Consider the following 20,815-nt stretch of genomic DNA (forward strand, 5'->3'; position numbering starts at 1 on the left):
GATGGCGGCATCCAGTTTTGCATTTCCCGTATTTTCGCTGCGATTTTTCCCGATCTGGCGGCGCAATTTCCTCGTCTGGAAAAAGCTGGCGATCGCCAGCATCGTCGGCAACATCGCCGAACCGCTGATTACCCTGGTCGCGTTTGGCTATGGCCTGGGCAGCCTGCTGCAATCGGTGAACGGCATTCCCTATATCCAGTTCCTGGCATCGGGTTCGATCTGTATGTCGATCATGATGGCGGCGTCGTTCGAGTCCTTGTATTCGGCGTTTTCACGCATGCATGTGCAAAAGACCTGGGATGCGCTGTTGAATGCACCGCTGGCGCTGGATGACGTGGTACTGGCCGAAATGCTATGGGCAGCCAGCAAGTCACTTTTTTCCGGCATCGCCATCCTGCTGGTGATTTTCATGCTTGGCATCGGACTGCATCCGCATACATTGGCGGTGCTGCCGCTGATGTTTTTGATCGGCATGACTTTTGCGTCGATCGGGTTGATCATGAACGCCGTGGCGCGCGGGTATGACTTCTTTACCTACTATTTCACGCTGGTGCTGACGCCGATGATCTTTTTGTCAGGCGTGTATTATCCGACCACCCAACTACCGCCTTGGCTGCAGCTCGTTTCAAAGCTGCTGCCCTTGGGGGCAGCGGTGAACCTGGTGCGGCCGCTGATTCTGGGTGAATGGCCGCCCACACCGCTGGCCGACATCGCGGTTCTGGTCGTGTACTGCGTAGTCGGTTTTTATATCGCGACGATATTTACACGCCGCCGCTTGCTGAAATAACTGTAAGTTTCGAACGTAAAGGCCGACCATGCAACAAGCGCTCCTGGTATGGACCAACCTGCCCGACGAAGCATCAGCGCAGGCGATGGCGCGCGCCCTGGTGGAGCGGCGCCTGGCCGCCTGCGTGAACATGCTGCCGGGCGTGCGTTCGGTCTATCGCTGGCAGGGGGCCGTCGAGCAGGCCAATGAAGTGACATTGCTGATCAAGACGACGCCGGAGCGCTATGCTGCTTTGGAAGAAGCAATCAAGTCCGGGCATCCCTACGACGTCCCGGAAATCGTCGCAACGTCCGTCGTGGCCGGCTTGCCAGCCTATCTTGACTGGGTGGCACAAGAATCTCAAAAGGAAATCGATGTTTAACATGTCCAAAAGATGCATGCGCGCGCAACCGCTATCGAGCTTGCGATCCCTTCTCGCATCTTTGCCGATGGCCCTAGCTGTCGTCTGGGCGCTATTGAGTGCGCCGCTTTCTCATGCAGCGGATGATTTTCTCGAACCCGAGAAGGCATTCCAGTTTTCCGCAAAAATGATCGATGCCCGCACTGCCGAGGTGACGTACAAGATCGCGGACGGCTACTACATGTACCGCGAGCGATTTGCCTTCAAGGCCGAGGGCGGCAAGCTTGGCGAGCCGGTGATCCCGCCGGGGAAAGTAAAATTCGACGACACCTTCCAGAAAAACGTCGAAATCTACCATCGGGAGGTAACGATCAGGGTGCCGGTGGAGGCCGAGGGCAGCTTTACCCTGACGGCGACAGGCCAGGGCTGCGCCGACAAGGGCTTGTGCTATGCGCCGATGGAGTCGCAGGCGACATTGTCGACGAATGGCGTCGGGCAGGTTGCGGCGGCGAGTGGGGCGGTCGCGGCCGCCGCGGGCGATTCGCAGGACACCGAGATGGGACGGATCGAAGCAGCGCTCAAGAGCGGTCGCCTGGTTGCTATCCTGCCGCTCTTCCTGCTGCTGGGCGTCGGCTTGTCGTTGACGCCTTGCGTCTTGCCGATGGTACCGATCCTGTCGTCGATCATTGTCGGTGAAGGCTCGCAGGTGAGCCGCGGACGCGGTCTTGCGCTGTCGGTGGCGTATTCGCTCGGCATGGCGTTGATCTATACCGCGCTCGGCGTCGCCGCTGGCCTGGTCGGCGAAGGGCTGGCCGCAACGCTGCAGAATCCATGGGCGCTGGGAACATTCGCAACCCTGATGGCGGTGCTGTCATTGTCGATGTTCGGCGTTTATCAATTGCAGGTGCCGGCGGCGATCCAGCACAAGCTGATGAAGGCCTCCGACCGCCAGGCCTCTGGCAAGATGATCGGCGTGTTTGTGATGGGCGCGATGTCTGCGCTGATCGTCGGCCCCTGCGTGGCGGCGCCGCTGGCCGGTGCGTTGCTTTACATCAGCCAGACGCGCGACGTGGTGATCGGCGGCAGCGCGCTTTTTGCGATGGCCATCGGCATGAGCGTGCCCTTGCTGCTGATTGGTGTATCCGCCGGTGCCTTGCTGCCGCGCGCAGGCGCATGGATGGAGTCGGTGAAGTTCTTCTTTGGCGTGCTGATGCTGGGCTTGGCGGTGTGGATCGTTTCGCCGGTGCTTCCCGGCTGGTTGCCGATGCTGGGGTGGGCGGCGCTGGGCATCGGCTATGGCGTCTATCTTGTGTGGCTCAAGCAGTGGGGCTGGGTGTCCAAGGCGGTCGGCGTGGCGTTTGCGCTGTTGGGGCTGGTGCAACTGGTGGGCGCAGCCACCGGCGGGCGCGATGCGCTTGCGCCGCTGGCACATCTGACAAGCCCGGCGAAAAAGGCTGAATTCACGCGCGTGAAGTCGGTGCAGGAGCTCGATGCTGCGATCATGCGCGCTAATGGCAAGACGGTCATGCTCGATTTTTATGCCGACTGGTGCGTATCGTGCAAGGAAATGGAAAAGCTGACATTCAGTGATCCGCGCGTTCAGGCGCAATTTGCCCATATGGTGCTGGTTCAGGCAGATGTGACGGCTAATAACGACGATGACAAGGCGCTGCTCAAGCGCTTTAAGCTGTTCGGCCCTCCCGGCATCATTTTCTTCGACAAGCAGGGACGGGAGCTCCAGGACGCCCGGGTGATCGGCTACCAGGACGCGGACAAGTTTCTGCGCTCGCTGCATAATGCGAACAAGTCCTGAACGCGCTTGTCTTTAGCGGAAAGGATGGGAAAGGCGCTCCGGAAGGAGCGCTTTTTTATTGGTCGCCGTTCAGTCCACCGTCATCCAAATAGCGTTTTCGCCGGAACACGAACAACAGCACGACCACGATCGCGGCCATCAACGCCATCGCGATCCAGAATCCATCCCTGCCTTTTATCAGCGGCATGTCGACGAAATTCATACCGAAAATGCCTGTAATGAGCGTCAGCGGCATGAATAGTGCGGTGATCACCGTCAGCGTGCGCATGATTTCGCTGGTGCGATGGGCCATCGCGGAAAAGTGGATCTGCACCGCTGACTCGATCGTCGACTCCAGCCGGCGCGCATGATTGAGCACGCGCGCGATGTGCTCCATGACGTCGTTGGCGCGCACCAGTAGCATGTCCTTGGCGCGGCCGTCGCCGCCACTGTGGCTGTCGATTAGATAGTCGCGCAGCTCCTGCACCGCGTCGTGCTGTCCTTCGGACAGTTGGTCGAGCTTGCGCAATTCGATGCGGGCGTCGAGCAGCGCCGTCCAGTCGTTGAACAGGCTGCGGGGATTGAGCAGGGCACGCTGCCACCGGTCGATCTGAGCTGTCAGTGGCTGGCGCAATGCAAGATATTGATCGACCATCGCGTTGAGCAGTCGCAGCATCAATTCTTCCGCCGATGCGGGCGGGCGGTTCGCGTAGGTCGCGCCTTCGCGCTTGTTCCTGGCCTCCAGCAGGCGGCTGCGCATGGCGTCGATCGTTCGGCTGTTCTCCGCATGCACGGTTACGAGCGCATTGTCCATTAACAGGAAGGTGACCGGCTTGGTGTCGAGCTTGCTCAGCGCGGGCGGAATGCGGCGCTTTGCTTGGTCCGCATCGGATTTGTCGGCGGCCAGTGCAAGCTTGCGGAACACCATCAGCGCGTAATCCTGAGTCGCATCGAAGTAGGAGGGGTGCGAGAGGTTGACGGCGTCGCTCAGGTGAAGATCGTAAATATGCACGCCGGTGGCGCGTTCGACAGTATCGCGCCAGGCGTTGACGTCGGCAGTCACTTCGTCGTGCGTCGCGTCCAGCCAGAGAAAGCCGGGTGAAGGAACAGCCGAGATGTCCTGCAGTAGGACGGCCTGGGTGCTACTGATATGAAAGATGTCCATGAATGGCGGCGGGGCGGATTGCTGCGTGCCGGCTCATTGTAGCAGCCGAGCCATGCCGTCCGCCGCCATCGTGGCGCACCCGGCCGGATCGATCAGTTCGCCTTCAGGATGCGCGCTACGTCGCGTGCAAAATAGGTCAATACGCCGTCGGCGCCGGCGCGCTTGAAGGCGAGCATGGCTTCCATCATGGTCTTGTCGTGGTCGAGCCAGCCGTTTTGAGCCGCCGCCTTGATCATCGCGTATTCGCCGCTGACCTGATAGGCGAAGGTCGGCACCTTGAACTCGTCTTTCACGCGCCGCACGATGTCGAGGTAGGGCATGCCGGGCTTGACCATCACCATGTCCGCGCCTTCGGCCAAGTCGAGAGCCACTTCACGCAATGCTTCATCGCTGTTGGCAGGGTCCATCTGGTAGGTCGCCTTGTTGCTCTTGCCCAGATTGGCTGCGGAGCCCACCGCGTCGCGGAACGGGCCGTAGAACGCCGAAGCGTACTTGGCGGAGTACGCCATGATGCGGGTGTAGATATGGCCTTGCGATTCCAGCGCCTCGCGGATCGCGCCGATGCGGCCGTCCATCATGTCGGACGGAGCGACGATGTCCACGCCGGCTTGCGCATGCGTCAACGCCTGTTTGGTCAGGATCGCCTTGGTTTCATCGTTGAGCACGTAGCCGTCGGCGTTGATCACCCCGTCCTGGCCGTGGCTGGTGTAGGGGTCGAGCGCGACATCGGTCAGGATGCCGAGCTCCGGGAAGCGCTGCTTCAGTTCGCGCACCGCGCGCGGCACCAGCCCCTCCGGATTGATCGCTTCGATGCCGTCCGGAGTCTTCAGCGATGCATCAATGACGGGAAACAGCGCAATGACCGGAATGCCGAGCGCAACGCACTCTTCTGCCACAGCCAGGAGCAAATCCACGGACAGGCGTTCCACGCCCGGCATCGATGCCACTTGTTCGCGCTGATTTTTCCCATCCAGGATGAACACTGGATAGATCAAGTCGGCGGCGGTAAGCACGTGCTCGCGCATCATCGCGCGGGAAAAGGCATCCTTGCGCATGCGGCGCATGCGAACGGCCGGGAACTGATGGGTGGACAGGGAGTTGGTCATAGCGGCTTTCGGAGAGTTAAAACGAGTGGCTAAACTTTTTAGAAATGTCTGAAACTTTTTCGTTCGACGTTCATCATATGCATAGGTGATCACTCACCTCCCGCTTCTCCTCCCTGAGCGGGGCCTATCGTGGCATTAGCGATAAGGCGTTACTACCCTGGAGATCTTCCCCTTTCTCCAGGGTTTTTTTTGTCTTCAGCAAGAGGCTTATTGGTCGGCATCTTGCTGCGTTCCCGCGCTCTCCTCGCCTAGCCCAAGCAATGCGATGATGCGGTCGTTTGCTTCATCGATACCGGTGCGTTTCAATGCAGAGAAAAGTTGCACGGAAAAGGGAAGTGGTTGACCTTGCGCATCAACATAGCTGTTCAGAACGGTGCGCGCAAGCCGCAAGGCATTGGTCGAATCATTGCGGTTGAGCTTGTCCGCCTTGGTCAGCAGGCAATGAACCGGCTTGCCGGTCGGCGCAAACCATTCCAGCATCTGCACATCCAGCTCCGTGAACGGCCGGCGCGCATCCATGATCAGGACCAGTGCGGCCAATTGCGGGCGGGACTGGATGTAGTTTCCGAGCAGCTGATTCCAGTGCAGTTTCGCATCGCCCGGCACTTCGGCATAACCGTAGCCCGGCAAGTCGACCAGCATGCCGCGGATTTCTTCGACGATGGTCGGATCGTTCCGGTGCTGCCCGACATGCGCGCCACCGATGGAAAAATAGTTGATGTGCTGGGTGCGCCCGGGCGTCTTGGACGCGAACGCCAGTCGCTTCTGGTTGCACAGGATGTTGATCGCAGTCGACTTGCCGGCGTTCGAGCGTCCGGCAAAGGCGATTTCAGGAGCTTGCGTTTTTGGCAAGTCGCGGAGGTGATTCACGGTCGTGAAGAAACGGGCTTGCCAAAGTAGGGACATAGAGAGACCAGAAATTGCAGCGAGAGGAGGTAAAAATGCTTCAAAGCTATTGTACAATAAGGGGTTATTGCTATGTTGCGCCGCAAAAGGCCAGTGGTGCAATAGTCAGACCGCTGTACGGGCCAGAATTTTAATATCAAGTCTCAGGGTGTTTGAATGAACCGTGCGTTTTTACCGTGTGTGAAGTCGTTGTTCGTTGCGATGTTGGCGGTTTCTTCCATCGCATACGCAGCAGAAGAAAACAAGGCGCCAAAGGCTGATGCGGCCAAAGGCGAAGCGCTGTACAGCACTGGCGACAATGCTCGCAACATTCCGGCATGCGTGGCTTGCCATGGTGCGGCAGGCAACTCGACCATTGCACAGAATCCGAAGCTGGCAGCCCAGCATGACGCCTATATCGCCAAGCAACTGGCCGATTTCAAGACGCCGCAACGCAACAACCCGGTGATGAGTTCGATTGCCAACGGCTTGACCGAAGCGGACATGAAGAATGTGGCCGCTTACCTCGACAAGCAGACCGTCCAGCCGGGCGCTGCCAAGAACAAGGAAACGGTCGAAGCAGGCAAGAAGATTTACCGTGGCGGCATCGCTGAAAAGAACGTTCCCGCCTGCGCAGGCTGCCATGGCGCCAGCGGCGACGGCATTCCGGCGCAGTTCCCGCGCCTGGCTGGCCAGCATCAGGAATACACGGCGGCGCAGCTGACGGCCTTCCGCGCCGGCACGCGCAAGAACAGCCCGCAAATGACGACCATCGCCAAGCGCATGTCCGACGAGGAAATCCAAGCTGTGGCAGACTATGTCGCTGGCTTGAAGTAATCCAACCAATAGCGGTAAAAAAATGATGGAGGGGGTGGCAAAAGCCGCCCCCTTTTTCTTTTGGAAGTAGAAATACATGAGCGTAAGTACCTCCGGGTTGCAATTGAAGACCGAGCGTCGCTGGCTGGCGGACGCCGTCGAACTGATTTCGTCGATGCGCTTTGCCATCAGCCTGCTGACCCTGATCGCGGTAGCGTCGGTGATCGGCACCGTGCTCAAGCAGAACGAGCCGATGACGAACTATGTCAACCAGTTCGGGCCGTTCTGGTTCGAGGTGTTCGACAAGCTCGGGTTGTATGCCGTTTATTCGGCCTGGTGGTTCCTGCTGATCATGGCATTCCTGGTGGTGTCGACATCATTGTGCATCGTGCGCAACACGCCGAAGATGCTCAAGGATATGCGCAGCTGGCGGGAAAACGTGCGCGAACATTCGCTGCGCAACTTCCACCACAAGCTGGAGTGGAGCTCGTCGGCGCCGCTGGCCGCGTTGACCAAGCAACTGGCCGAGCGCGTCGCCGGCGACGGCTACCAGGTGAAGGTGGTCGACAAGAAGGAAGCGGTGCTGATCGCCGCCAAGCGCGGCGCGGGCAACAAATGGGGCTACATCTTTGCCCATAGCGCGATCGTCATCATCTGCATCGGCGGCTTGCTCGATTCCGACCTACCGATCCGCTTCCAGGAGTGGTTTGACAACAAGACGCCGTTTGCCGGCGGCGGCGTCATTTCCGACATCGCGCCGCAGCATCGTCTGGGGCTGAACAATCCCACTTTCCGCGGCAATACCTTCATTCCCGAGGGCGCCAGCAGCAGCACCGCCATCATTGCCCGCCAAAACGGCGTGCTGGTGCAGGACTTGCCGTTTACGATTGAGCTGAAAAAATTTATCGTCGAGCATTACTCGACCGGCATGCCCAAGCTGTTTGCCAGCGAGGTCGTGGTGCATGACCGTGAAACCGGCAAGTCTTTCCCGGCAACGATCAAGGTCAACGAGCCGCTGATTTACAAGGGGGTTGCCGTCTATCAGTCAAGTTTCGACGATGGCGGCAGCAAGCTCAAGCTGCTGGGCTATCCGATGACTGGAACGCAGCGCGACACCGTTTCCCTGGCGGGCGAAGTCGGCGGCACCACCGCGCTTGGAAGCCAAGCGGGGGAAGACTACACGATCGAATGGTCGGGGTTCCGTCCGTTTAACGTCGAAAACATGGCGCGGGACGGCCAGGATGTGCGCGCCGTCGATACCGGCAAAAGCTTCAATGAACGATTCGCCGCCGGCCTGGACAAGCAGCTCGGCTCGGGCGCGAAGAATGCCAACAGCAAGGACTTGAAGAACGTGGGGCCCAGCGTGCAGTACAAGCTGCGCGACAAGACGGGGCAGGCGCGCGAGTATCACAACTACATGCAGCCCGTGCTGCTGGACGGCGCCAGCGTTTTTCTGACCGGCATGCGCGACTCGCCCAATGAACCGTTCCGCTATCTGCGCATTCCCGCCGACGACAAGGGCAGCGTCGACGAGTGGATGCGTCTGCGGGCCGCGCTGTTCAATCCGGCCTTGCGCGAGCAGGCGGCGACGCGGTACGCGTTGCATGCCTTGCCCGATCCCAAGGGCGATGCGGAAAGGCTGCGCAGCCAGTTACAGAAGTCCGCCGTGCGTGGCTTGGAAATCTTTGCCGGCGAGGGAAAGGAGGGCGGCTATTTCGCCGTCGCGCACTTCCTTGAAAAACTGCCCGCCGCCGAGCAGGAAAAGGCTGCCGAGGTGTTCATGCGCATCCTGAACGGCAGCCTGTGGGAACTGTGGCAAGCTGCGCGCGAGAAGGACGGCGTGCCGCCGGCCGCCGCCGACGAAAAGAACGGACGTTTCCTGCAGCTGGCGACGAATGCCATGTCGGACGCGTTCTTCTATGGCGCGCCGGTCTATCTGCAACTCAAGGACTTTCAGGAAGTCAAAGCCTCCGTGCTGCAAGTGACGCGTTCGCCCGGCAAGAAAGTCGTGTATCTCGGTTGCCTGTTGCTGACGCTCGGCGTGTTTGCGATGTTCTATATCCGCGAGCGGCGCCTGTGGATCTGGCTGAAATCGGATATGGATGGCAAGTCGCATGCGCTGATGGCCATGAGCACGCAGCGCAAGACGCTCGACTTCGAGAAGGAATTCGAGGCGCTGAAAGCGCGGCTGGCGCAATCGGCGTAAGCTGTCGCCCAGACGCCTCGCCGTAGCAATATCTTCGTAGCACAATGCCACTTCGGCCCGTTGCCGGAGGTGGCGTGGAGAAAAGTAATGGAATTAACACAATCGCAAATCTATTCCCCGCCGCCGGGCTTTTTCCGGCGCCTGTCGGTCCTCGACTGGGTCTATGGCGCGGCGCTGGCGGCCGGCGTGCTGTTTGCGCTGAGTCGCTTCGGCGCCCACATGGATTACTATGAAAAGGCGATCCTGGTGCTGTCCGCGCCGACCTTCGCCTGGCTCGGATGGCATTGGAAGCCGGTGCGCTGGCTGATCGCGCTGCTGGCGGTACTGGCGCTGTCGTCGATCTCGCTGTATGGCGGCGTGCTGGACGCAGCCAACCAGAAGTTCCTGCTCAAGTATGGCTTGTCCAGCCAGTCCGCCGTGCTGTGGATGAGCACGCTGTTTTTCCTGTCGACGCTGTTCTACTGGGGCGGCTTGCTGACCCGCTCCGATTTCGGCGGTGCGGTCGGAAGCAAGCTGTGCTGGGCGGCGGTGGTGATGGGATTCACCGGCATGCTGGCGCGCTGGTACGAGTCTTACCTGATCGGCACCGACGTCGGCCATATTCCGATTTCGAACCTGTATGAAGTGTTCGTCTTGTTTTCCCTGATCACCGCGCTGTTCTACCTGTATTACGAACAGCATTATGCGACGCGCCAGCTGGGGCCGTTCGTGCTGCTGGTGATTTCGGCGGCGGTCGGCTTCCTGCTGTGGTACACCGTCAACCGCGAAGCCTCGCAGATCCAGCCGCTGGTGCCGGCGCTGCAGAGCTGGTGGATGAAGATCCACGTGCCGGCCAATTTCATCGGGTACGGCACGTTCTCGCTGGCGGCGATGGTATCGGCCGCCTACCTTCTGAAATCGAAAGGGGTGTTTGCCGATCGCTTGCCCGCGCTCGACGTCCTCGACGACGTGATGTACAAGGCCATCGCCGTCGGTTTTGCCTTCTTCACGATCGCGACCATTCTCGGCGCATTGTGGGCGGCCGAGGCGTGGGGCGGCTACTGGTCGTGGGACCCGAAGGAAACCTGGGCGCTGATCGTCTGGCTCAACTACGCGGCCTGGCTGCACATGCGCCTGATGAAAGGCTTGCGCGGACAGGTGGCCGCGTGGTGGGCATTGATCGGCTTGCTGGTCACCACGTTTGCTTTCCTGGGCGTAAACATGTTCTTGTCCGGCTTGCATTCCTACGGGCAGCTTTAACAAAATTTTCATGGGGATGGAATAAATCCTCGCGCCCGCTTGTTTACCAGTTGTGCAAGTTGCATCGGCACGCGTGATCAACCAGTCAAGCGAGGATCCCATGAAAACTGTTTCCGTATTTATCGTCACCACCGCCCTGGCCGCCCTGGCCGGCTATTCAAGCATCGCATCGGCGGCGACGCCGGCAAAGGCGTCGGACGGCGTCTTGACGACCCCTGCCGGCATGACTCTCTATACCTTCGACAACGATGCCGCCGGCAGCGGCAAGAGCGCCTGCAACGGCCCCTGCGCCACCAACTGGCCGCCCTTGCAGGCCGAGGACGGCGACCAGCCCAGCGGCGACTACAGCATCGTCAAGCGCGATGACGGCAAGAAGCAGTGGGCGTACAAGGGCAAGCCGCTGTACCAGTGGGTCAACGACAAGAAGCCGGGCGACAAGACTGGCGACGGCGTCAAGAACGTCTGGCACGCCGCCAAGCCGTAACGCCTATCCAGTCCGCTACGCCGCACGATGTCCGACTTCGCCGACGCGCTGGCACTGCAGATTCCACGGCTGCGGCGCTATGCGCGCGCGTTGACGCACGACGTGTCCTGGGCCGACGACCTGGTGCAGGACACGCTGGAGCGCGCGCTGCAGCGGCGCTGGCTGTTCCGGATCAACAGCAATCTCACCGCCTGGCTGTTCACGATGCTGCACCGGTTGTATCTCAACGAGGCCAAGCGGCGCACGCGGGTATCAGCAGTGGACGAGGAGGCGGCGGAAGCGGCGGCGCCGGATGATCCCGCGCTGCAGCTCGACATGCGGCGCGCGCTCGACAGCCTCAGTCCCGAGCATCGCGCAGTGATCATCCTGATCGGGCTGGAGCAAATGAGTTACCAGGAAGCGGCCGAGGTGCTCGATATTCCGCTCGGCACGGTCATGTCGCGCCTGACACGCGCCCGCACATTGTTGCGCAAGCTGCTGTCCGATCAGCCTACGTCGGCGGCCGAGACCGCTCCCCACCTTACCCGGATCAAGTAAACATGAGTTCTCCCATCGGCGAAATCGATCTGCATGCCTACGTCGATGGGCAGCTGGACGCCGCGCGCCGCGCCGAGGTGGAAGCCTACGTGGCAGCCCATTCCGAAGCGGCAAGCACCGTGCACGCATTGCGCTTGCAGAATCTGGCGCTGCACAGGCACTATGACGGCGTGCTCAATGAACCGGTGCCGCTGCGCCTGACGCATGCGCTGCGGCCTTGGCACCGTCCGCGCGCGATGGCGGCGGGATTGGTCTGGCTCGCGTGCGGCCTGGCGGCGGGCTGGTTTGCGCGCGCCTGGATGTCCGCGCCCGTCGGGCCGACCGTGTTCGCGCAAAAGGCGCTGGCAGCCCACGTGCTGTATGTGGCGGAAAAGCGGCATCCGGTCGAGGTGCCCGGCGCACAGGAGGCGCACCTGGTGGCGTGGCTGTCCAAGCGCCTGGATGCGCCGATTCGGGCTCCCGACTTGCAGCAGCAAGGCTTTTCGCTGCTCGGCGGACGGCTGTTGCCGGGTGACGAGAACGCGCCGCTGGCGCAACTGATGTACGAGGCCGCCAGCGGTGAACGCCTGACGCTGACGGTCAAGCACGCGCCGCGCTCACAGCCGGAAACCGGCTTCAAGCTGCTGGAGCGGGATGGCAACAGCGTGTTCTACTGGATCGACCGCGACTACGGCTATGCCTTGTCAGGAAATATCGGCAAGCAACGCATGCTGGCGGTGGCGCATGCCATCGATGCGCAGCTTCGCCGCTGAGCAAATCGGTGTAAGGTTATTACGGCTTGCATAGACCAAGGGCTATCGCACCGCCACTCCGGAAATCACCATGTTAATTAAACGCAATCCGAACGGGATCGACATTCCCTTTGCCTCCGAAATCACGCCGCGCGCCGTGTTCGAGTCGCGTCGAAGCTTCATCCGGCAGCTGACGGCCGGCGCGCTTGCCGGTGGCACCATTGCCGACATGCTCATGCGCGAGGCGTTCGCACAGCCGGCCGAAGGCAAAAAACTCGCGGCCGCACCCAATCCGGCCTACCGCGTGATGGACAAGCCGACCGAGTACAAGGACGCAACCACCTATAACAATTTCTACGAATTCGGCACCGACAAGTCCGACCCGGCCCAGTATGCCGGTACGCTGAAAACCAGCCCGTGGGTTGTCGCAATCGAAGGTGAGGTCAAGAAGCCGTTCACGCTCGACCTCGACGCGCTCAAGAAGCTAGCGCCGCTGGAAGAGCGCGTCTACCGCCTGCGCTGCGTCGAGGGCTGGTCGATGGTGATCCCGTGGGTCGGTTATTCGCTGTCCCACCTGATCCGGCGCGCCGAGCCGACGGGAAATGCCAAATACATCGAGTTCACGTCGCTGGCGGACAAGAAGCAGATGCCCGGCGTCAGCAGCCCGGTACTGGAGTGGCCGTATGTGGAAGGGCTGCGGCTCGATGAAGCGAGCCACCCGCTCGCGCTGCTCGCCCTGGGCATGTACGGCGAGGTGCTGCCCAACCAGAACGGCGCGCCGGTGCGCGTGGTGGTGCCGTGGAAGTACGGCTTCAAGTCGGCCAAGTCGATCGTCAGGATCCGCTTCACGCGGGATCAGCCGCGCACCGCCTGGAACATTTCCGCGCCGCGCGAATACGGGTTTTATGCCAACGTCAATCCGGAAGTCGACCATCCGCGCTGGTCGCAGGCGAGCGAGCGCCGCATCGGTGAAGACGGCTTCTTCACGAGGAAGCGCAAGACGCTCATGTTCAATGGCTACAGCGATGTGGCGTCGCTCTATGCCGGCATGGACTTGAAGAAATTCTATTGAATGCCGGAGATGACGGTCATGCTTAACCCGACGCCGAAACAGATCGCCGCGATCAAGGCAGCTTTGTTTTGCGCCGCCTTGTTGCCGGCGGCGCGCCTGTTCCTGTTTGCGGTGACGGACCGGCTTGGCGCCAATCCGATCGAGTTCATCACCCGCAGCACCGGCGACTGGACGCTGTATTTCCTGTGCTTTAGCTTGCTGGTGACGCCGTTGCGGCGCCTGTCGAAATGGAACTGGCTGATCAAGCTGCGCCGCATGCTCGGGCTATTCGCCTTCTTCTATGCGTGCCTGCATTTCACGACCTTCCTGTGGTTCGACCATTTCTTCGAAATCGATGAAATGACGCGGGATGTCATCAAGCGGCCGTTCATCACCGTGGGATTTTCCGCCTTCCTGCTGTTGATCCCGCTGGCCGTCACCAGCACCAACGGCATGGTGCGGCGCCTGGGCGGCCGGCGCTGGCAATGGCTGCATCGCGCGATCTACGTGATCGCGCCGCTCGGCATCCTGCATTTCTGGTGGATGAAGGCAGGCAAGCACGATTTCGCGCAACCGATCCTGTTCGGGACCATCGTGGCAATTCTTCTGCTGGCGCGGACGTATTGGAATCTGACCCGGGCGCACGTTCAAAAACGCGCGGCCAGCCCGACGCCGACCTGACGATTGGACAGCGCCGAGCATGTGCGGCAGCGCAGGTCGACGCGCATGCCGGCGTCAAGGTCCAGGTTGGGCGTCGGCGAATACATCAGCCCGGCCAGCACAAAGCCGGGTAATGCATTGCTGGCCTTGTCGATGGCGCGCGCAATGCCGACATCGCTCAGCATTTTCCAATGTTCGCTCAAGGCATACCAGGCCGACGCCGATGCTTGCCAGATCACATTGCGCATCGTCTCGCGATCGGCAGGCAGCTTGTAGCGATTGACGGTTACCCCGACGTTGCCAAGCAGCCGCCAAGGTCGAGCCTCGTAGTCAACGATGGCCGTCAGCTTGGCGCCCGGACGGCCATATCCCAGCGCCTTTGTTTCATCGCCAGTCGGCAGGAGCAATTCCGGCTTGAGGGCTGCGCTGAATGCGTCGCTTTCCAGAAAGCGCCATTTCGCCCCCAGCGACAGATCGTTGAGGCCCGACGGCGCGGTGAAGGTCAGCGGGACGTTGACGTACACGTCCAGCGTATCCGATGCGCCATAGGAATAGGTGAGTGTGCCGACGTGGGTATGGGCCGCATCCTGCCTGGCCCAGTCGGTATTGGCTTCGATTTGGTGATGGGCGCTGCCTTGCGTGTTCGGGTCGTCCGTGACCAGCGGATGGGTTGCATTGGCAAGAGGCGCGAGGCCGCACAGCAGCGCAGCAAGCAGGCAGCCCCGCAGCATGGCAGCAGTTACGGCAGCAGCGACTCAAGCCGGAACAGCTCGCTCGGCATTTCCCGCTGGCGGATCAGGTGCGCCTTGTCGCCGTCGACCATTACTTCGGCGGCGCGTCCGCGCGAATTATAGTTGGACGACATCGTCATGCCATAGGCGCCGGCCGACATGATGGCCAACAGGTCGCCCTGCTCGATCGCCAGCGTACGATCGCGCGCCAGCCAGTCGCCGGATTCGCACACCGGGCCGACGATGTCGTAGGTCTTGGCCTTGGCCTGCTGGGCGCGCTGCACGACCGGCTGCACGCCGTGCCACGCTTCGTACATGGCCGGGCGCATCAGGTCGTTCATGGCGGCATTGACGATCGCGAAATTCTTCGCCGCGCCATGTTTGAGATACTCGACCTCGGTCAGCAGGAGGCCGGCGTTGCCGACGATCGAGCGGCCCGGTTCGAACATCACCTGGATCGGCGCACCCTTATGGTTGAGCAGGCGCCACTTGTCGATCTTCGCAAACAGCCGCCCGAGATAGTCGCCGATGGCTACCGGCTTTTCATTGTCGTAGGAAATGCCGATGCCGCCGCCGATATCGAGGTGGTGGATGGCGATGCCTTCGGCCGCGAGGCGGTCGACCAGCTCGATCACGCGCTCCAGCGCCTCCAGCAGCGGCGCGTCGTCCAGCAGTTGTGAACCGATATGGCAGTCGATGCCGACCACGCGGATGTGCGGCAGGGCCGCTGCGGTGCGGTAAGTCGCCAGCGCCTCGTCGTACGCGATGCCGAACTTGTTTTCCTTCAATCCGGTGGAAATGTACGGATGCGTCTTGGCATCGACGTTCGGGTTCACGCGCAACGAGACCGGCGCCTGCTTGCCCATTTCGCCGGCGACTTCGTTTAAGCGCAGCAGTTCGGCGGTCGACTCGATGTTGAAGCACAGGATGTCGTGCGACAGCGCCAGGCGCATTTCGTCATGCGTCTTGCCCACGCCGGAAAAAATCACCTTGCGCGCATCGCCACCAGCGGCGATCACGCGCAGCAATTCGCCGCCCGATACGATATCGAAGCCGGAGCCCATGCGACTTAACAGGTTCAGCACTGCCAGGTTGGAATTCGACTTGACCGAATAGCAAACCAGCGCCGTGCTGTCGTCGCGCCGGTTCTCCTTGCATGCATTGGCGTAGGCGGAAAAATTCTCGACCAGCGCCGCCTTCGAGTAGACATAGGTCGGGCTGCCGAACTGCTTGGCGATCTGGGTCAGCGGCGTGTTTTCGGCGTACAGCTCGCCATTGCGATAGGAAAAATGCGACATGGGTGAAAACGGATTATTTGGATTCGGGCGTACTGCCGACCGGAGCCGGCGCGGGCTGCGCGGCGGGAGCGGCAACCGGCTGCGGCTTGGCAGGCAGATAAAGCGGTCCTTTCTGGCCGCATCCGCCCACTGCGAAGAGCAGGGCAGCGGCGCCAAGGCGGATCAGGTGAAAGCAAGACTTCACGATTAGAATCACGGTTTAAGGACAAAACGCATTGGAGTGTAGCATGACTGAATCGGAATTCCTGGCATTGGCGGAACAGACCCTGAGCACGATCGAAAGCGCCCTGGAGCGCGTATCGGACGAAGGCGAGCTCGACGTGGAATGCAGCCGCAGCGGCAATGTGCTGGAAATTGAGTTTGTCGACAACGGCTCGAAAATCATCGTCAACAGCCAGGCGCCGATGCAGGAAATGTGGGTCGCGGCCAAATCGGGCGGCTTTCACTACCGGCGCGAAGCGGGGCAATGGCTTAACACGCGCGACGGCTCGGAACTGTACGCGGCGCTGTCGTCGATGGTGAGCGAGCAGGGCGGTATTCCTGTCGTCCTGTCCGACAAATAAAACGGCCGAAGCGCGTCGCCGCGGCTTCGGCCGAGCCGGTGCAAGCCTGCGTCAGAACAACTCGTTTTTCACTTCGTCCTTGGCTTTTTCTTCTTCCGTCGGCGCGTGCTCGCCGAGCGAGCGCACGCCGGTGCCCGGAGGATTCTCGGCGTAGTAATAATCGCCGTTGATTTGCACCACGCCTTCCGGCACCGGACGTTCCTCCACCGGTATATCCTTCAGCGCCTTTTGCATGTAGCCGATCCAGATCGGCAGCGCCAGGCCGCCGCCGGTTTCGCGATTGCCGAGGTTCTTCGGCTGGTCGAAGCCGATCCAGGCCACGCCGACGACCTTCGGGGTGTAACCGCAGAACCAGGCGTCGAACGAATCATTGGTGGTGCCGGTCTTGCCGGCGATATCCGGACGGTTCAGTACCAGTGCGCGGGTGGCAGTGCCAAACTTGACCACGTCCTTCAGCATGCTGTCCATCAGGAAGGCGTTGCGCTCGTCGATCACGCGGTTGGCGTCGACGCCGGCCTTGTCCGGTTCGACCTGCGACAGCACCTTGCCGCTGGCGTCGGTGACCTTGGAAATGATATAGGGGCTGACCTTGTAGCCGCCGTTGGCAAACACCGCGTAGGCGCCGGCCATCTGCAGCGGCGTCACTGCGCCCGCGCCCAGCGCCAGCGTCAGGTAGGGCGGATTCTTGTCCGCGTCGAAGCCGAAGCGGGTCGTGTATTCCTGCCCGTACCTGGCGCCGATCTTGTGCAGGATGCGGATCGAAATCATGTTTTTGGACTTGGTCAGACCGCGGCGCATGGTCATCGGGCCTTCGTACTTGCCGTCGTAGTTCTTCGGCTCCCAGGCCTGTCCGCCGGTCTGCCCGGCGTCGAAGCTGATCGGTGAGTCGGCGATGATGGTGGCCGGCGACAAGCCTTTCTCCAGCGATGCCGAATAGATGAATGGCTTGAACGACGAGCCCGGCTGCCGCCATGCCTGCGTCACGTGGTTGAACTTGTTGCGGTTGAAGTCGAAGCCGCCCACCAGCGCGCGGATCGCGCCATCCTCGGTATTGGCGGAAACGAAGGCCGATGCGACTTCCGGCATCTGGGTGACCGACCAGGCATCGTTGTCCTTCGTCACGCGGATGATCGCGCCGCGCTTGACCTTCTTGTTCGGCGGCGCCTTGTCGGACAGCAGGTGGGCGGCGAACGTCAGCCCCGGACCGGTGATCGTGATTTCTTCGCCGGACGACAATACCGCCTTGATGCTCTTGGGCGACGCTTCCAGCACGACGGCCGCGACGATGTCGTCGCTGTCCGGGTGCTCGGCCAGTTCGACTTCGATGGCATCTTCCGCTTCGTCCTTCGCTTCCGGGATTTCCATGTAGCTTTCCGGGCCGCGGTAGCCGTGGCGCTTTTCATAATCCATTACGCCCCGGCGCAGGGCTTGGTAGGCTGCTTCCTGGTCGGCCTTGAGGATCGTGGTGTAGACGTTCAGGCCGCGGGTATACGTGTCTTCCTTGAACTGGTCGTACACCAGCTGGCGTGTCATTTCCGCGATGTACTCGGCATGTACGCCGAATTCGTTGGTGTTGGTCTTGACCTTCAGGGCCTGGCCTTTCGCCTGTTCGTATTCCGCCGGCGTGATATAGCCAAGCTGGGCCATGCGCTGCAGGATGTATTGCTGGCGGGCGCGCGCACGCTTCGGGTTGGCCACTGGATTGTAGGCTGATGGCGCCTTCGGCAGGCCGGCCAGCATCGCGGCTTCTGCGGCGGTAATGTCGTGCAGGTTCTTGCCGAAATAAATCTGGGCCGCCGATGCGAAGCCGTAGGCGCGCTGGCCCAGATAAATCTGGTTCATATAAATTTCAAGGATCTGGTCTTTCGACAGGCTCTGTTCGATTTTCCAGGCGAGCAAGGCTTCATACAGCTTGCGTTTCAGGGTCTGTTCGCTCGACAGGAAGAAGTTGCGGGCAACCTGCTGCGTAATCGTCGACGCGCCCTGCTTGGCGCCGCCGGTCAGGTTGTGGAACGCCGCGCGCGCGATGCCAATGTAATCCACACCGCCGTGTTCATAAAAGCGGTCGTCCTCGATCGCCAGCACCGCCTTCTTCATCACGTCCGGCACATCCTTGATGCGCACCAGGTTGCGGCGCTCTTCGCCGAATTCGCCGATCAGCACGTTATCGGCCGAATAGATCCGCAGCGGAATCTTGGGGCGGTAATCGGTCAGCGCGTCCAGCGGCGGCAGGTTGGGGTAAGCCATCGCCAGCATGAAGGCAATAATCAAGGCGCCGGCGACGGCCAAGCCGACGATCCCTGCGATCACGCCGAGCGCGATGCGGGCCGGCAGAGGGAGCGAGCGCTTGGGCGCTTCCTGGGAAGTGTCGCCTGCGGAGTGTTGAGAGGTCATGCGGAAAACGTGAGTGGAGAGAAATGGAGCAGGGAATTATAACGGTCGGCAACACGGTGTTGATATTGATCAAATAGCAATTGTTATTTCCGGACCGCGTGGATTTTTGGCAACGAAGTTACAAATTACTGGGCGGAAATTACTTTACACTCTTCAAGCCTTATTGCTAGGATTTAATGTAACGTTGGATATATGTCGCCTAAATACTGGTTTTTAAACGGAATTTTTGCGTTGCAACTATTTTATTCGTAGATTCGACATCTAAATAAGTGGTGCGTTCACGCAATAAACCACATTTTCGGGGAGCAACCCTTGACCATAGATATCGGACTGTTACTCGGCAAGAAGAATCCACCACTCATCGGCCTGGATATCAGCACCTCCGGTGTCAAGCTGGTCGAGCTGTCGGAGGTGGGGAAGCACGAGTACCGCTTGGAACGCTTTGCGAGCGAGCCTTTGCCGCGTGGCGCCGTCGTGGACGGCAATATCGAGAATATCGAGCAGGTGTCGGAGGCGGTGCGCCGCGTCTGGAAAAAGAGTGGCACGCGCGTCAGGCACGCGGCCCTGGGTATGCCGCCGGCATCGGTGATCACCAAGAAGATCGTGCTGCCCGGTGGATTGACGGAAGACCAGTTGGAGGTCCAGGTCGAAAGCGAAGCCAGCCAATATATTCCGTTTGCACTTGACGAAGTCAGCCTCGACTTCGATGTCATCGGCCCGGCGCAGAATGCCCCGGATGATATTGACGTGCTCATCGCCGCCACCCGCAAGGAAAAGGTCGAGGATCGAGTTGCCGCCGCCGAAGGTGCGGGAATCAAGCCCTTGGTCATGGATATCGAATCATTCGCCGCGCGCACGGCGCTCGACCGGATCGTCGCGCAATTGCCAAACGGTGGGCAGGGACAGATCATGGCCTTGTTCCAGATCGGCGCGCAAATGACGCATGTCTCGATGCTGCAGGACGGACAGACGCTGTACGAGCGCGAACAGCCTTTCGGCGGCAACCAGCTTACCCAGGATATCGTGCGCTCCTACGGCATGGCCTTTGACGAGGCCGAGACAAAGAAAAAGGTGGGGGAACTACCCGAAGGTTACGAGCGCGAGCTGCTTGATCCCTTCCTGGAAAATGCGGCGCTGGAAGTCACGCGCGCGATCCAGTTCTTCTTCACTTCGACACCCTATACGCGTATTGACCACCTGTTTCTGGCCGGCGGCTGCGCCGTCATCCCGGGTTTGGTCGAGATGGTGGCCGAGCGCACGAAAATTTCTGCCTCGGTCGTAAGCCCGTTCAAGGGAATGCAGCTGGCTTCCGGCGTGCGTGAAAAACAGTTGCGGGCGGAAGCGCCGGCTTATCTTGTTGCGTGCGGCCTGGCCATGCGGAGGTTCGACTGATGATCCGAATTAACCTCCTGCCTCATCGCGAGGAAAGACGCAAGCAGCGCAAGGCTGCTTTCATACGGATGCTGGTCATCTCTGCATTCGCCGGATTTGCCATCGTGATCGCCCTGGGCGGCATCATCGCCGCGAAGATCGCCGGTCAGAACGAGCGCAACGCCTTCATCAAGGCCGAGAACGCAAAACTGGATGCGCAGATCCAGGAAATCCGCACGCTCAAGCAGGAAATCGACTCGCTCAAGGCGCGCCAGCAAGCGGTGGAGGATTTGCAGAGCGACCGCAACCAGCCGGTCTACCTGATGGACGAGCTGGTCAAGCAGGTCCCCGAAGGAATCTACCTGCGCTCGCTCAAGCAAGACAACCAGCGCATCGTCGTCAGCGGATACGCGCAATCCAACGAGCGGGTGTCGGAACTGTTGCGCAACATGAGCAACAACTCGCCCTGGCTGGAGCGCCCTGACCTGATCGAGATCCGGTCGACGCTACTGGGACAAGGCAAGGATGCAAAGAAGATCTTTGACTTCACTGTCAATGTCGGCATCAAGCGTCCGCGCGACAAGGACCAGGCGGCCTCGCCCGGCACGGGTGGTGCGCCGGCAGCCGGCGCTGTAAAACGGTCCTGACAGGAAAGACAC

Annotated in this window: 21 protein-coding genes; 14 read left to right on the forward strand and 7 right to left on the reverse strand. The window is 60.7% G+C overall.

The features are described 5' to 3' along the window. Position 1: 1 nt before the first annotated feature. The 3 genes from FAY22_RS20740 (at position 2) to dsbD (ending at position 2,940) form a co-directional block, all read left to right on the forward strand. Positions 2-787, forward strand: a complete 786-nt coding sequence (locus tag FAY22_RS20740) for an ABC transporter permease (protein WP_146332675.1) — start codon at positions 2-4, stop codon at positions 785-787. Between the two features lie 28 nt (positions 788-815). Continuing rightward, entirely contained in the window at positions 816-1,148 is a 333-nt protein-coding gene (gene cutA, locus FAY22_RS20745) for a divalent-cation tolerance protein CutA (protein WP_146332677.1), read from the forward strand. Between the two features lie 67 nt (positions 1,149-1,215). Next, entirely contained in the window at positions 1,216-2,940 is a 1,725-nt protein-coding gene (gene dsbD / locus FAY22_RS20750; RefSeq protein ID WP_246860593.1) for a protein-disulfide reductase DsbD, read from the forward strand. 55 nt (positions 2,941-2,995) lie between these two features. Here the strand turns inward: dsbD and FAY22_RS20755 are convergent, their stop codons facing one another. The 3 genes from FAY22_RS20755 to yihA form a co-directional block, all read right to left on the reverse strand. Then, on the reverse strand, positions 2,996-4,084 hold the full coding sequence (locus FAY22_RS20755; RefSeq protein WP_146332681.1) for a magnesium transporter CorA family protein: 1,089 nt from the start codon (positions 4,082-4,084) through the stop codon (positions 2,996-2,998). A gap of 92 nt (positions 4,085-4,176) precedes the next feature. Next, entirely contained in the window at positions 4,177-5,190 is a 1,014-nt protein-coding gene (hemB, locus tag FAY22_RS20760; RefSeq protein ID WP_146332683.1) for a porphobilinogen synthase, read from the reverse strand. A 207-nt stretch (positions 5,191-5,397) separates the two neighbouring features. Beyond that, a complete protein-coding gene (yihA, locus tag FAY22_RS20765; protein WP_146333566.1) occupies positions 5,398-6,096 on the reverse strand; it encodes a ribosome biogenesis GTP-binding protein YihA/YsxC in 699 nt (232 codons plus the stop codon). Between the two features lie 156 nt (positions 6,097-6,252). On the opposite strand from yihA, the gene FAY22_RS20770 reads away from it, so the two are divergent. The 8 genes from FAY22_RS20770 (at position 6,253) to FAY22_RS20805 (ending at position 13,820) form a co-directional block, all read left to right on the forward strand. Beyond that, complete coding sequence (locus FAY22_RS20770; RefSeq protein WP_146332685.1) at positions 6,253-6,912, forward strand: cytochrome c; 660 nt, start codon at positions 6,253-6,255, stop codon at positions 6,910-6,912. A 76-nt stretch (positions 6,913-6,988) separates the two neighbouring features. Then, positions 6,989-9,097: a cytochrome c biogenesis protein ResB gene (locus tag FAY22_RS20775; protein WP_146332687.1), complete on the forward strand. Its 2,109-nt coding sequence runs from the start codon at positions 6,989-6,991 to the stop codon at positions 9,095-9,097. Between the two features lie 87 nt (positions 9,098-9,184). Beyond that, positions 9,185-10,336 carry a c-type cytochrome biogenesis protein CcsB gene (gene ccsB, locus FAY22_RS20780; RefSeq protein ID WP_146332689.1) on the forward strand — a complete coding sequence of 384 codons (1,152 nt, stop codon included), beginning with the start codon at positions 9,185-9,187 and terminating at the stop codon, positions 10,334-10,336. Between the two features lie 100 nt (positions 10,337-10,436). Further along, positions 10,437-10,820: a hypothetical protein gene (locus FAY22_RS20785; RefSeq protein ID WP_146332691.1), complete on the forward strand. Its 384-nt coding sequence runs from the start codon at positions 10,437-10,439 to the stop codon at positions 10,818-10,820. Between the two features lie 27 nt (positions 10,821-10,847). Beyond that, positions 10,848-11,357 carry an RNA polymerase sigma factor gene (locus FAY22_RS20790; protein WP_146332692.1) on the forward strand — a complete coding sequence of 170 codons (510 nt, stop codon included), beginning with the start codon at positions 10,848-10,850 and terminating at the stop codon, positions 11,355-11,357. Positions 11,358-11,359: 2 nt separating this feature from the next. After that, positions 11,360-12,109: an anti-sigma factor gene (locus FAY22_RS20795; RefSeq protein WP_146332694.1), complete on the forward strand. Its 750-nt coding sequence runs from the start codon at positions 11,360-11,362 to the stop codon at positions 12,107-12,109. 70 nt (positions 12,110-12,179) lie between these two features. After that, complete coding sequence (gene msrP / locus FAY22_RS20800) at positions 12,180-13,160, forward strand: protein-methionine-sulfoxide reductase catalytic subunit MsrP (RefSeq protein WP_146332696.1); 981 nt, start codon at positions 12,180-12,182, stop codon at positions 13,158-13,160. An 18-nt stretch (positions 13,161-13,178) separates the two neighbouring features. After that, a complete protein-coding gene (locus FAY22_RS20805; RefSeq protein WP_146332698.1) occupies positions 13,179-13,820 on the forward strand; it encodes a sulfite oxidase heme-binding subunit YedZ in 642 nt (213 codons plus the stop codon). Here FAY22_RS20805 and FAY22_RS20810 read toward each other — a convergent pair. From FAY22_RS20810 to FAY22_RS22700, 3 genes are read right to left on the reverse strand one after another with little or no spacing between them, the layout of a single operon-like run. Next, positions 13,787-14,530 (reverse strand): transporter, encoded by a 744-nt coding sequence (locus tag FAY22_RS20810; RefSeq protein WP_146332700.1) that lies wholly within the window; start codon positions 14,528-14,530, stop codon positions 13,787-13,789. The genes FAY22_RS20805 and FAY22_RS20810 overlap by 34 nt on opposite strands. An 8-nt stretch (positions 14,531-14,538) precedes the next feature. Next, entirely contained in the window at positions 14,539-15,828 is a 1,290-nt protein-coding gene (lysA, locus tag FAY22_RS20815) for a diaminopimelate decarboxylase (RefSeq protein ID WP_146332702.1), read from the reverse strand. Positions 15,829-15,841: 13 nt separating this feature from the next. After that, positions 15,842-16,024: a lipoprotein gene (locus FAY22_RS22700; protein ID WP_371417320.1), complete on the reverse strand. Its 183-nt coding sequence runs from the start codon at positions 16,022-16,024 to the stop codon at positions 15,842-15,844. Between the two features lie 31 nt (positions 16,025-16,055). Here FAY22_RS22700 and cyaY point away from each other — a divergent pair, with 31 nt between their 5' ends. Further along, entirely contained in the window at positions 16,056-16,391 is a 336-nt protein-coding gene (gene cyaY, locus FAY22_RS20825; protein ID WP_146332704.1) for an iron donor protein CyaY, read from the forward strand. 51 nt (positions 16,392-16,442) lie between these two features. Here cyaY and FAY22_RS20830 read toward each other — a convergent pair whose 3' ends face one another. Next, positions 16,443-18,785 carry a penicillin-binding protein 1A gene (locus tag FAY22_RS20830; RefSeq protein WP_146332706.1) on the reverse strand — a complete coding sequence of 781 codons (2,343 nt, stop codon included), beginning with the start codon at positions 18,783-18,785 and terminating at the stop codon, positions 16,443-16,445. Positions 18,786-19,097: 312 nt separating this feature from the next. On the opposite strand from FAY22_RS20830, the gene FAY22_RS20835 reads away from it, so the two are divergent. Both FAY22_RS20835 and FAY22_RS20840 read left to right on the forward strand, forming a co-directional pair. Further along, entirely contained in the window at positions 19,098-20,177 is a 1,080-nt protein-coding gene (locus FAY22_RS20835) for a pilus assembly protein PilM (protein ID WP_146332708.1), read from the forward strand. Beyond that, on the forward strand, positions 20,177-20,803 hold the full coding sequence (locus FAY22_RS20840) for a PilN domain-containing protein (RefSeq protein ID WP_146332710.1): 627 nt from the start codon (positions 20,177-20,179) through the stop codon (positions 20,801-20,803). The genes FAY22_RS20835 and FAY22_RS20840 overlap by 1 nt, the downstream gene beginning before the upstream one ends. The last annotated feature ends 12 nt before the right edge of the window (positions 20,804-20,815 follow it).

Origin of the sequence: Noviherbaspirillum sp. UKPF54, from assembly GCF_007874125.1 — a bacterium.
Lineage (GTDB): Bacteria > Pseudomonadota > Gammaproteobacteria > Burkholderiales > Burkholderiaceae_D > Noviherbaspirillum.